Annotated in this window: 9 protein-coding genes and 1 pseudogene; all 10 read right to left on the bottom strand. The window is 66.0% G+C overall.

The features are described from left to right. Positions 1-334 precede the first annotated feature (334 nt). A complete protein-coding gene (locus AC3IFE_RS04635) occupies positions 335-1,198 on the bottom strand; it encodes a glycine betaine ABC transporter substrate-binding protein (RefSeq protein WP_489189737.1) in 864 nt (287 codons plus the stop codon). A gap of 134 nt (positions 1,199-1,332) precedes the next feature. Then, the gene (locus tag AC3IFE_RS04630) at positions 1,333-2,481 is read right to left on the bottom strand and encodes an FAD-binding oxidoreductase (protein WP_089470397.1); all 1,149 of its coding nucleotides are present in this window, start codon (positions 2,479-2,481) and stop codon (positions 1,333-1,335) included. A 30-nt stretch (positions 2,482-2,511) separates the two neighbouring features. Continuing rightward, positions 2,512-3,753, bottom strand: a complete 1,242-nt coding sequence (locus AC3IFE_RS04625; protein ID WP_089470398.1) for an aromatic ring-hydroxylating oxygenase subunit alpha — start codon at positions 3,751-3,753, stop codon at positions 2,512-2,514. A 53-nt stretch (positions 3,754-3,806) separates the two neighbouring features. After that, complete coding sequence (locus tag AC3IFE_RS04620; protein ID WP_089470399.1) at positions 3,807-4,592, bottom strand: electron transfer flavoprotein subunit beta/FixA family protein; 786 nt, start codon at positions 4,590-4,592, stop codon at positions 3,807-3,809. Then, positions 4,589-5,758 carry an electron transfer flavoprotein subunit alpha/FixB family protein gene (locus AC3IFE_RS04615; RefSeq protein WP_489189736.1) on the bottom strand — a complete coding sequence of 390 codons (1,170 nt, stop codon included), beginning with the start codon at positions 5,756-5,758 and terminating at the stop codon, positions 4,589-4,591. The genes AC3IFE_RS04620 and AC3IFE_RS04615 overlap by 4 nt, the downstream gene beginning before the upstream one ends. Before the next feature lie 4 nt (positions 5,759-5,762). Beyond that, the gene (locus AC3IFE_RS04610) at positions 5,763-7,688 is read right to left on the bottom strand and encodes a (Fe-S)-binding protein (protein ID WP_489189735.1); all 1,926 of its coding nucleotides are present in this window, start codon (positions 7,686-7,688) and stop codon (positions 5,763-5,765) included. Between the two features lie 3 nt (positions 7,689-7,691). After that, complete coding sequence (locus tag AC3IFE_RS04605; RefSeq protein WP_006488987.1) at positions 7,692-9,755, bottom strand: NADH:flavin oxidoreductase; 2,064 nt, start codon at positions 9,753-9,755, stop codon at positions 7,692-7,694. Positions 9,756-9,823: 68 nt separating this feature from the next. After that, positions 9,824-10,357 (bottom strand): DUF5943 domain-containing protein, encoded by a 534-nt coding sequence (locus AC3IFE_RS04600; RefSeq protein ID WP_050012296.1) that lies wholly within the window; start codon positions 10,355-10,357, stop codon positions 9,824-9,826. Between the two features lie 138 nt (positions 10,358-10,495). After that, the gene (locus tag AC3IFE_RS04595; protein WP_006480656.1) at positions 10,496-11,467 is read right to left on the bottom strand and encodes a dipeptidase; all 972 of its coding nucleotides are present in this window, start codon (positions 11,465-11,467) and stop codon (positions 10,496-10,498) included. 38 nt (positions 11,468-11,505) lie between these two features. After that, positions 11,506-11,920 (bottom strand): annotated as a pseudogene (glyA, locus tag AC3IFE_RS04590) (serine hydroxymethyltransferase); the annotation flags it as partial.

The following is an 11,920-nucleotide window of genomic DNA, read 5'->3' as shown; positions in this document are numbered from 1 at the left end:
CAGGCCACGATGCAGCGTGTGGCCCGTCGAATCATGTGAGATGGTTGCCTCGACGTCACTGGTGCGATTCGCACGCAGTCCTGCTTGACTCATCCAATTCCTCCTCTCGCTCAGCGTGAGCGCTTTAGCGCTTACTCTGGTCCGATGCAAAGCAGTGGTGATTCTGCACGAGGGCCGTAGTGTAGCAATTTACGGGCTTTTTTGCAGAATCAGCAAAAGAAAACCGGGATATGGCCGCATGGAATCCTGATTATTTCGGATTCCTGCAATCCATTCCCGGCGTATTTTTATGACGACTCGCGCGACGTGACTCGCGCGACGTAGGTCGAGATGCTTACTGCGCGCCTTCCGTCCACGAATTCACGCGGTCGGCATGCGCCGCAATCCACGCATCCGCGGCCGCTTCCGGCTTCGAGCCGTTCTGGATCGCCAGCATCACGCTGTCGATCTCACCCGGCTTCCACTGGAATTTCTTCAGGAACGCGACGACCGGCTTTGCCTTGGTTTCGAGGCCCGGATTCACGACGCTGTCGACGTGCTCGGCGCCGCCGAACACCTTCTTAGGATCCTCGAGGAAGCGCAGCTTCCACTTCGCGAACATCCAGTGCGGCGCCCAGCCCGTCACGATGACCGGCTTGTTCGCATTGACCGAACGCGACAGCTCGGCCGTCATCGCGCTGCCCGAGCTCGGCATCAGCGTGTAGTTCAGCCCGTAGCTCTTGATCGCGTCGTCGGTCTTGCGCATCACGCCGGCGCCCGCATCGATGCCGACGATCCGGCCGCCGAAGCTGCTCTTCTCCGCATTCAGGTCTTCGATGCTCTTCGCCTTCACGTACGCGGGCACGATCAGGCCGATCTTCGCATCGGGGAAATTCGTGCCGAGGTCGACGACCTTGGTCTTGTACTCGTCCCAGTACGAACCGTGCGTGACCGGCAGCCACGCGGAGAGCGTCGCATCGAGATCGCCGCGCGCGACGCCCTGCCACATGATCCCGGCCGCGACCGGCACGAGCTTCACCTCGTAGCCGAGCTTCTTCTCGATCACGCGGGCGGCGACGTTCGACGTCGCGACGCTGTCGTCCCAGCCTTCGACGTAGCCGATTTTCAGCGTCGGTTTCGTATCGGCGAGTGCCGATGCGCTCAATGCAACCATCGCCGACAGGGCTCCGGTCCACAACAGTTTTCCGAACAATTTCATGGTCGATCTCCTTGGTCTGCGCACCGTGCGCGTTGTCTCTCTAGGTTCTTCAACCACAAATCCGCGGTATCGTTGTTTTCCGACAGATGCTTGTCCAGACGCGACGCGCCCGGACAGCCGACGGGACGCTTCGCCTACTTGTCGATCACGAGATCCGACAGCGGCTTGCTGCAGCACAGCAGCACCATCCCCTGATCGATCTCGCGCTGGCGGATACCGCCGTTGTGTTTCATCTCGACCTGCCCCGACACGAGCTTCACCTTGCAGGTGCCGCACATGCCCTGCGTGCACGAAGCGGGCAGCCGCACGCCCGACTGGCGCGCCGCGTCGAGCACGTGCTGCTCCGAGCCGCACGAAATCTCGCGGTTGCTCTTCGCGAAGCTGACCGTGTACTGCTTCGTCGCGGCCTCGCCGCCTTCCGCCGGCGGCACGAGTTCGGCGAGCACTTCGTCGCTCGCGGTCTGCGCAAGCGTTTCGAACGAGAAGCTTTCCTCGTGATACTGCTTGCGATCGAAACCGGCTTCGTCGAGCAGGTCGCGCACGGCCTTCATGTACGGCGCGGGGCCGCACGTGAAGATCTCGCGTTCCATGAAATCCGGCGCGATCAGCTTCAGCAGCGGCAGCGTCAGGAAGCCCGTGACGCCCGGCCAGTTGGTGCGGGCGCCAACCCGCTCGACGACGAACGACGTACGGAAATTCGTGTGGTTCGACGCGATCAGGTCGAGCTCGCGCGCGAAGATGATGTCGTCCGGCGTGCGTGCGCTGTGCACGAACAGGATGTCGCGATCTTCCGCGAGATCATGGTGCGCGCGGCTCATCGACATCAGCGGCGTGATGCCGGAGCCCGCCGACAGGAACAGGTACTTGCGCGCCGGATGCCGCGCGCACGTGAATTCGCCGGCCGGGCCGAGCACGCGCACCGACGCGCCCGGCTGCAGGTTGTCGTGCAGCCAGTTCGACACCTTGCCGCCCGGCACGCGCTTCACCGTGATCGAGATCGTGTGCGGCCGCGCCGGCGACGACGAAATCGTGTAGCAGCGGTTGATCGTCTCGCCGTCGATGTCGAGCTCGAGCGTGATGAACTGCCCGGGCTCGAACGAGAACGTGCGGCCCTGCGGTGAACGGAAGAAGAAGCTCTTCACGTCGTGGGTTTCCTGCCGTACGTGGCAGCACACCAGCGTTTCCTCGACGTCGCTCGTCCAGCGCTCGGACAGCGCGTTCCAGAAGGCCGGGTGCGTCACCCGGCTGTCCGCCGGCTCGAAATTGGCCGCATCTCGCATCATTTCTAACTCCGCTTGCTGTTCCGCTGACGACTACGCGCCGGTTTGTTCGGCGAGCCGGCCGATGTACCAGGCCGAGAATTTTTCGACGAGACCTTCGGTGTACGGCGAGTACGGGCCCGGTTCGTACGCACTGCTGGTCGCGCCGCGCTGCGAGAATTCGACGAGCGCGCGATCCTGGTCGTTGGTCGCGTTCCACACCGCCGTGAGGTTCTTCACGTCGTAGTCGATGCCTTCCTTCGCGTCCTTGTGCACGAGCCACTTCGTGCGCACGAGCGTCTTGCCGGCCGACAGCGGGATCACCGAGAACGTCACGATGTGATCGCTCATGAAGTGGTGCCACGAGTTCGGCTGCGTCCAGAACGACAGCCCGCCGAGGTCGGCCTTGTCGAAGCCGCCGAGCAGCTTCTTCGACGCGACCTTCGCATCGAGTGTCTGCGATTCGCCGTGACGGTCGAGCGGCAGGCGCTGCGTGCGGAAACCCGTCACATCGAGCAGCTTTTCGATTTCGGCGGACGGCAGGCCAATCTCGGCCCACTCCTTGCCGCGCCGCACGCACGTTTCGGCGAAGGCGTCCATGCCTTCGGCGTTCGCGTCGGAGCGCTGGTAGCCGAAGCCGTATTCGTACAGCGAGATCGTCAGCTCCGGATGGTTCGCGACGCAGTGATAGCACTCGCGGTTGTTCTCCATCGTGAGCTTCCAGTTGCCTTCCTCGATGATGTCGATCTGCGCGGCGATCTTCGTGCTCGGCAGGTCGTGCGGCAGCAGGTACGGCTCCATCTCGGCGCGCATCTGCGCGAAATCGACCGGCGGCTCGTCGGCGAGGCAGATGAAGATCAGGCCCGCGAGGTTCTCGACGTGCACCGACTTCAGGCTGTGCTTGCAGCGGTCGAACTTCTCGCCCATGTGCTCGGCGAACATCAGCTGGCCCGTCAGGTTGTACGTCCAGCTGTGGTACGGGCACACGATGTTGCCGACCGAGCCCTTGTCTTCGTTGCACAGGCGCGCGCCGCGGTGACGGCACACGTTGTGGAACGCGCGGATCGCCATGTCGTCGTCGCGCACGATCAGGATCGAATCGTTGCCCAGCTCCACGGTCACGTAATCGCCCGGCTCGGGAACGTCCGGTTCGATCGCCACCTGGATCCAGTGCTGGCGGAAAATCGCCTCCATGTCGAGCGCGAAAATGTCCTCGCTCGTGTAGAACGGCGCTTCGAGGCTGTGGCCTTCCTTGCGGCGTTCGATCAGTGCACGAATGTCTGCCGATACTTTCATCGTTTGCTCCGGATTCCTTGCATCCCTGGGTTGCTTGCCGACAGGCATCAAAATCAGTAGTCGATGAGCTGATGCTCGCGCAAATACGCGAGGATCACTTGTGCTTTTTCGACCGAACTCCCTTCATTTACGACGTTGCCGCCACGGCTCTCGGTCGTCGTCGCGGACAGCATCCGGGCATGCCCGGAGCGCTTCTCGGCGGCGACCAGTTTTACGGGTTTACGCTCGACCGGGCCGACCGTCCACGCGGCCGCATCGGCATCCGCGCCGGGCGCCGCGAGCGCCGGCCGGATCGCGCCGGCGCGCAGCCGCGCATACGCATAGCGCGGTTCGACGCCGGCGAGCGGGTGCACGGCGACGACGGCCGGCAGCGCCGCGTCGACACGCCGCCGCAGCCCTTTCGGCAAAAATTGCCGGACCGCCGCGCGGCCGTCTTCGACCGTCACGTCGACGGCCGAGCCGACGAGCGGATAGCCGAGCGCCGCGGCGATGCGATACGGCAGCATCCCGGTGTCGTACGCGCCCTCGGCGCGCGTACCGGTCAGCACGAGGTCGTAACCTTCGACGCGCGCGGCGAGCGCGTGCACGGCATCGTCGCCGTCGCGACAGGCCAGCACCTCGACCTCCCGCGCGCCAAGCGCCAGATACTCGGCCAGCGCCGCATTCGCGGGGTCGCCGGCGTGGATCACGTCGAGCGTCGCGCGATGCTTCTCGGCGAGCTGGCGGCCGGTTTCGAGCGCGGCCGCATCGTTGCGGCTGTAGCGCGCGACGCCGCTGACCGGATGCCGGCCGACGGACACGAGCACCGCGATGCGTTGCAATGAGCGGGGGGCGTTCATGCGGCGACTCCTTCGGGTTCACGGTTACCGACCGCGGCCGGCGATTCGCCGCGCGCGGCCCGCGCGGCCTGGACCTGTTCGATCAGCGCGGCGATCGTCGCCTGCGCGTCGCCGACCACCGTCAGGTTCGCGCGCTTCGCGATCGGCGCGCTGCCGTCGAGGTTCACCGCGATCACGTGGCGGCAGTCCTTGATCCCCTGCAAATGCTGCACCGCGCCCGAGATGCCGAACGCGATGTACACGCTCGCCTCGACCGTTTTGCCGGTCGCGCCGACCTGCTTGTCGCGCGTGAAGTGGCCGTTGTCGACCGCGACGCGGCTCGCGCCGATCGCCGCGCCGAACACGCCGGCCAGCCGCTCGAACGCGCCGATGTCGGACACGCCGTTGCCGGCCGACACGATGAAATCGGCTTCCTCGAGCGCGACCTGGGCCGCGTCGATTTCGTCGAGACCGAGATCGCGGTACGGCTGCGCGGCGTCATGCGCCGGGCGGATGAAATCGGCCGCCACGCGCTCGCCCGCGCCGACGAACGGCAGCTTCGCGTCCACCGCGTTCTGCGCGAGCAGGATCACCTCGGGCAGCGCGCGGGTCGCGAACGCGCGCCCGGCATGGGCATACGTACCCACGTGCTTCGCGTCGATTTCGACGACGTGGGTCGCGACGCTCGCGCCGGCGGCCGCCGCGTAACGCCGGCCGAGGTCGCCGTCGCCTGTCGCGTTGTCGGGCACGAACACGTGTTTCGGCGCGAGCGCGGCAACACACGCCTGCAACGCTTGCAGTTCGCTTTCGGGATCGAACGCACGGCGATCGAAGCCGGTCAGCTCGAGCAGCTTGTCGACGCCGAGTTCGGCCACGTCGTCCTTGAGCTCGCCGAACGCGAGCAGCGCGACTTCCGTCTGCGCATCGGCGAGCACCGCGGCGGCGGCAATCGCCTGCCGCGAATGGTCGTCGAGCGCGCCGCGTTCGCTGTGCGCGACCACCAGCATTACGTGCTTCGGGCCCTGCAGCGCGCGGCGCGGCTTCGCGGCCGCGGCGCCATGACCGTGTGCGGACCACTGCGCGGCGTTCGCATCGGCGCTGCCTTCCTCGCCGAGCGTGATGCGCTTCAGGCCGGCGGCCGTGATGACGAACGGCCGGCGCGGATCGATTCGTTTGATCGTATTCATCGATTCACTCCAGCGAGGCGGCGACGAGTTCGGCGACGTCGAGCACGTCGGGGCGCGGGCCCACGACGCCTTCGAGCATGGCCGTGCAGTTCGGGCACGCAACCGCGACCACGTCCGCACCGATCGTGCGCGCATCGGCGATGCGGATGTCCGGGATCCGCTGCTTGCCGGGGATATCGGTCAGCGGCGCGCCGCCGCCACCGCCGCAGCAGCGGCCGCGCATGCCGTTGCGCTCCATCTCGACGACCTGGATGCCGATCGTCTTCAACAGCTTGCGCGGCGCTTCCGTCTCGCCGTTGTAGCGGCCGAGGTAGCACGGGTCGTGATACGTGGTGCGCTTCTCCTGCAGCGCGTCGACCGCCTTCGGCGCGATCTTGCCGCTCTCGGCCAGTTCGGCCAGATAGGTCGTGTGATGCTTGACCGTCACGCGCAGCCCGAGCGCGCGGTATTCGTTGCGCAGGCTGTGCATCACGTGCGGGTCGGCCGTCACGATTTGCTTGTACGACAGCGTGCCGAGCGTGCCGATCAGGCGCTTCGCCATCTGCTGGAACGTCGCTTCGTCGCCGAGCCGGCGCGCGACGTCGCCCGTGTCGGTCTCGGTCGGGCCGAGCACCGCGTAATCGACGCCCGCCTTGTTCAGCACCTTCACGAACGCGCGCAGCGTGCGCTGGTAGCGCATGTCGAACGCGCCTTCGCCCGCGACGAACAGCACGTCGACCGGCGTGCCGGGTTGCGCGACCGGGGCGCTCAGGTCGACCGACCAGTCGTAGCGCGCGGCCGTGTCGTAGCCGCCCATCGTGCCGGTCTCGCGCAGGTTCGCGAGTACTTCCTGGCCCTTGCCCGGCACCGTGCCGTGCACGAGCGTGCGGTTGCGGCGCATGTCGACGATCGCGTCGACGTGTTCGATCAGCATCGGGCATTCCTGCACGCACGCGCGGCAGGTCGTGCACGACCACAGCGTCTGCTCCTCGATCAGGCCCGACACGATCGGGCCGTTCGGCTCGCCGCGATGCTGGCCGACCGGAATGCCCGGCGACGGGCTGCCCGCGTACGCCGCGTCGGTGCCGCCGGCCATCCCGACGACGAGATCCTGGATCAGCTTCTTCGGGTTCAGCGGCTGGCCCGACGCGAACGCGGGGCACGCGGCTTCGCACTTGCCGCACTGCACGCATGCGTCGAAGCTCAGCAACTGGTTCCAGCGGAATTCGACCGGCTTCGCGACGCCGTACTCCTGATGCTCGATGTCCGGCAGCTTCAGCGCGGTCGGCGGCGTGGCCGTGCCGTTGCCGGTGAAGGATTCGCGCGTGGCCGCGAAACGCTCCTGGCGCGGGTGGAACGCGAGGTGCAGCAGCCCAGCGATCGCATGCTTCATCGGGCCGCCCTTCGCGGCGCCGACCGTCATCGTGAACGCACCGACGCCGATCAGCAGCGCGCAAAGCACCGCGAACGCACCCGACATCGCGCCGGTCGGCACCAGCATGAACAGCACGAGGCCGAGCGCGAACGAACCGAGCAGCCAGGGCAGCGTATTCCACGGGCCGCGCGACAGGCGCGCCGGCACGTTCTTCGCCGCGCGGCGGCGCCACACGAACACCGCGCCGACCAGCATCGCGAGCGCCGCGAGGAAGATCAGCTTGTCGAGCCACGGCGAGTAGATCGCGAGGCCGTAGTTGACGAACACCAGCGCGAGCGCGCCGATCGCACCGCCGGCGGTCGCGACGTGGGTCTTCGCGATGTACGGATCGCGGGCGACCACGTGGTGCAGGTCGACGAAGTAACGCTTCGGAATCGCGAACAGGTTCGCGACGCCGAACGAGCCGGGCGCGGTGGCGCGGCCCAGACGCCAGTAGGACGAGCGCTTCGCGACCGCGAACGCGAGCCCCGCCACCGACAGCCACAACAGGGCGGTAATGAGGAAGGACGGGTTCATCTTTTAGAAATCCTTCACGAGACGCAGCGAGTCGTAGATCGCACCGTGGACGTTGTGCATCGAGATGCAGTCGCCGACACGGAACAGCAGGAAGCGGCCGTTGCCGAGTTCTTCCGACAGGCACGGTTGCGGCTCGGCCGCGAACAGCGTGTGCGGATCGATCTGGCCGCGGTTCACCGATTCCGGCTTGAGCTTCCAGTACAGTTCGTCGTTCGGCGACGAGCCGTTCTCGATCACCACCTGGTCGACCGCGCGCTCTTCCAGTTCTTCCGTGTACTCGTTGCGCAGCACGGCGATCATCTTGCCGTTCTCTTCATAGACGCGATCGAGCATCGTGTTCGGCGTCGGGATCACGCCGAACGCGTACAGGCGCCGATAGAAGATCGGGAACGTCGTGCCGCCGCAGTCGTCGGCGACCTTCACGTCCGGCGTGACGACCTCGACCTTCGAGCCGCGGCTCGCCATGAAATCGGCCACGCCCGCGCCCGCATGCGTGCTCACGCCGTCGAACAGCAGCACGTTCTGCTTCGGCTCGACCTTGCCGGTGAGGATGTCCCACGAGCTGACGGCGAGGCCTTCGGCCACGCCCCACGCCGGCACCTGCCACGTGAAGCTCGACCCGCCGGTGGCGAGCACGACGATGTCCGGCTTCTCGGCCATGATCATCTTCTCGTCGGCGGCCACGCCGAGACGCCGATCGACGCCCAGACGCTTCGTTTCCATGTCGAACCAGCGGATGATCCCCGACATCTGCTCGCGCTGCGGCGCCTTCGCGGCGATCATCACCTGGCCGCCCACTTCCGCGTTCTTCTCGAACAGCACGACGTCGTGGCCGCGCAACTTCGCGACACGCGCGGCCTCGAGGCCCGCGGGGCCGGCGCCGACCACCACGACCTTGCGCTTCGGGCCGCGCGACTTCTCGATGATGTGCGGCATCGTCGCCTCGCGCGACGTCGCCGCGTTCTGGATGCACAGCACGTCGAGGCCGTTGTACTGGCGGTCGATGCAGTAGTTCGCGCCGACGCACTGCTTGATTTCGTCCTCGCGGCCGTCGCGGATCTTGATCACCATGTGCGGATCGGCGATCTGCGCGCGCGTCATGCCGACCAGGTCGATCATCCCGTTCGCGAGCAGGCGCTCGGCCTGGCCCGCATCGCGGATGCTCTGCGCGTGCATCACCGGAATCTTCACGACCGACTTGATGCCGGCCGCGAGGTGCACGAACGGCTCCGGCGGCAACGCCATCGGCGGCATGCAGTTCGCGATCGTGTTGTGCGTATCGCCGCCCGAGCCGACCACGCTCAGGTAGTCGATCAGGCCGGTTTCCGACATCGCCTGCGCGATTTCCTTCAGCGCTTCGTGATCGAGGCCGTCTTCGTGGAATTCGTCGCCGCACATGCGCAGGCCGACGCAGAAATCCTTGCCGACCGCCTCGCGCACGGCCGTTAGCACTTCGATGCCGAAGCGCAGGCGATTTTCGAGGCTGCCGCCCCATTCGTCGGTGCGGTGGTTCGAACGCTTGCTCCAGAACTGGTCGATCAGGTGCTGGTGCGCGGCGGAGATTTCGATGCCGTCCATGCCGGCCGCCTTCACGCGCTTCGCGGCCGCCGCGAAATCGCCGATGATGCGGCGGATTTCCTCGATCTCGATGATCTTCGCGTTGCCGCGGTGCACGGGTTCGCGCACGCCCGACGGCGACATCAGGTGCGGCCAGTGCTCGCCGTGGAACGACGAGCGGCGGCCCATGTGCGTCGCCTGGATCATGATCTTCGCGCCGTGCTTGTGCATCGTGTCGGCCAGGCGCGTGAGCGGATCGATGATCTTGTCGGTCGACAGGTTCACCGATTTCCACCAGCCTTGCGGGCTGTCGATCGATACCGGGCTCGACCCGCCGCAGATGGCCAGGCCGACGCCACCCTTCGCCTTTTCCTCGTAGTAGCGGATATAGCGGTCGCCCGGCAGGCCGCCCGGCTCGGCATACACCTCCGCGTGCGCGGTGCTGACGATCCGGTTGCGCAGCGTCAGCTGGTTCAGCTGCATGGGTTTGAACAGGTGGGGATAACGCATCGCTGGCGACCTCTGGCGTTCGAATGTCTCGTGTTGCGGGTGTTGTTCGGCTTCAGTGAATCAATGCGTCAGTGCGCGATCGGCGACACTTCGAAAATGCAGTGGTCGTGATGCTCGGCCGCGCACTGCACTTCCTTCGAGTACGCGCGCGGCGCGCCCTTGCCTTCCGGCGTCGTGTCGTTGACCCAGTCCATCGCGCCCGCGAACCAGCCCGCGAACATGTAGCAGAGCTTGCCTTCCTTGCCCGGCTGCTGAAGCACGAACGACGAGTGGCGCAGCTCGATCTTCGCGCGGGCGCTCGCCGGGTCGGCCTCGATGATCGAGAACAGGCCCCAGCCACGCTGCGACAGACGCTTCAGGTAGTGCTCGAACACGGCCATGCCGGTCAGGCCGTGCAGCTTGGCTTCCTTGTCGCACCAGTGGTAGGCGGATTTGTAGCCGGCCTTGTAGAGGATCTCGGCATATGCGTCGACGCCGAGCGCTTCCTCGACGGCGACGTGGTTGTTCGTGAAGAAGTGGCGCGGCACGTACAGCATCGGCAGCGCGTCGGTGGTCCAGACGCCGGTATCGGGATCGACGTTGATCGGCAGTTGCGGTTGCATCGTGGTGACTCCGTGAGGAAAGTGGCCGCGCGGCTCAGTGCGCAGGCGCGACATCGTCCGCGTGCCCGCGCGGCAAGCGCTGGCACGTCCCGATTTTTTTATGTTGAAACGACGGTAGCGGTTCGGCTCGTCGGGCGCTTACGCGCCCCACACGTCCTTGAACACGCGCACCCAGTTTTCGCCCATGATCTTGCGGATGCGCGACTCGCTCCAGCCGTGGCGTTCCATCGCGGCCGTCAGGTTCGGGAATTCGCCGATCGTGCGGATGCCGTCCGGGTTGATCACCTTGCCGAAGTTCGTCAGCTGGCGATAACGGCCCTTGTCATGCGTCAGCATGTCGAAGAACTCCTTCGCGAAATCCTGCGTGAAGTCCGTGCCGATGCCGACCGCGTCTTCGCCGATCAAGTTCACGACGTAGTCGATCGCCTCGATGTAGTCGTCGATGTTCGCTTCGATGCCGCGCTTCAGGAACGGCGCGAACATCGTCACGCCGACGAAGCCGCCCGCATCGGCGATCTCCTTCAGCTGCGCGTCGCTCTTGTTGCGCGGATGTTCCTTCAGGCCCGACGGCAGGCAGTGCGAGTAGCACACCGGCTTCTTCGAGAACGCGATCGCTTCCGACGACGTGTTGCCGCCCACGTGCGACAGGTCGACCATGATGCCGACGCGGTTCATCTCGGTGATCACTTCTCGGCCGAAGTCCGACAGGCCGCCGTCGCGCTCGTAGCAGCCCGTGCCGACCAGGTTCTGCGTGTTGTAGCAAAGCTGCACGACGCGCACGCCCATGTCGGCGAACGCCTCGATGTAGCCGAGGTTGTCTTCGAACGCATGCGCGTTCTGGAAGCCGAGGATGATCCCGGTCTTGCCTTCCTTCTTCGCGCGGAAGATGTCGTCCGTCGTGCGCACGAGCGTCAGCAGCTCGCCGTTGTCGCGGATCTTCTTCTTCATCACGCCGATGTTGTCGACGGTCTTGGTGAAGTTCTCCCACACCGATACCGTGCAGTTCGCGGCCGTGATGCCGCCCTTTCGCATGTCCTCGAACACCGGCTTCTCGAACTTCGAGATGTTCAGTCCGTCGATGATGATGCTGTCCTGATGCAGCGTGCTCATATCTGCTCTCGCTCGTGTGACTGTTCTTGTGGGGTCGATCAGTAGATCGGGAAGCGCTCGCAGAGCGCGAAGATCTCGCGGCGCACGCGCTGTTCGGTTGCGGGATCGCCTTCCGGATTCGCGCGCAGCGCGTCGAACACCTCGAGGATCAGGCGGCCGATCTCGCGGAACTCCGCGACGCCGAAGCCGCGCGTCGTGCCGGCCGGCGTGCCGAGGCGAATGCCCGACGTGACGGTCGGCTTCTCGGTGTCGAACGGAATGCCGTTCTTGTTGCAGGTGATGCCAGCGCGTTCCAGCGCCTGCTCGACCGGCGCGCCCTTCAGGCCCTTCGGGCGCAGGTCGACCAGCAGCAGGTGGTTGTCGGTGCCGCCCGTGACGAGATCGACGCCGCCGGCCTTCAGCACTTCGCCGAGCGCCTGCGCGTTCGCGAGCACGCTGTCGATGTAGGTCTTG

The sequence above is a fragment of the Burkholderia sp. APQ4-4ca genome (genome assembly GCF_057837105.1).
The sequence above is the reverse complement of the archived record's forward strand: the minus strand, read 5'-3'. Positions and strand labels throughout refer to the sequence as shown.

Excerpts from the sequence above, each read along its gene's own strand:
- AC3IFE_RS04635 (WP_489189737.1), bottom strand. The coding sequence starts at position 1,198 with ATGAAATTGTTCGGAAAACTGTTGTGGACCGGAGCCCTGTCGGCGATG.
- AC3IFE_RS04630 (WP_089470397.1), bottom strand. The coding sequence starts at position 2,481 with ATGATGCGAGATGCGGCCAATTTCGAGCCGGCGGACAGCCGGGTGACG.
- AC3IFE_RS04625 (WP_089470398.1), bottom strand. The coding sequence starts at position 3,753 with ATGAAAGTATCGGCAGACATTCGTGCACTGATCGAACGCCGCAAGGAA.
- AC3IFE_RS04620 (WP_089470399.1), bottom strand. The coding sequence starts at position 4,592 with ATGAACGCCCCCCGCTCATTGCAACGCATCGCGGTGCTCGTGTCCGTC.
- AC3IFE_RS04615 (WP_489189736.1), bottom strand. The coding sequence starts at position 5,758 with ATGAATACGATCAAACGAATCGATCCGCGCCGGCCGTTCGTCATCACG.
- AC3IFE_RS04610 (WP_489189735.1), bottom strand. The coding sequence starts at position 7,688 with ATGAACCCGTCCTTCCTCATTACCGCCCTGTTGTGGCTGTCGGTGGCG.
- AC3IFE_RS04605 (WP_006488987.1), bottom strand. The coding sequence starts at position 9,755 with ATGCGTTATCCCCACCTGTTCAAACCCATGCAGCTGAACCAGCTGACG.
- AC3IFE_RS04600 (WP_050012296.1), bottom strand. The coding sequence starts at position 10,357 with ATGCAACCGCAACTGCCGATCAACGTCGATCCCGATACCGGCGTCTGG.
- AC3IFE_RS04595 (WP_006480656.1), bottom strand. The coding sequence starts at position 11,467 with ATGAGCACGCTGCATCAGGACAGCATCATCATCGACGGACTGAACATC.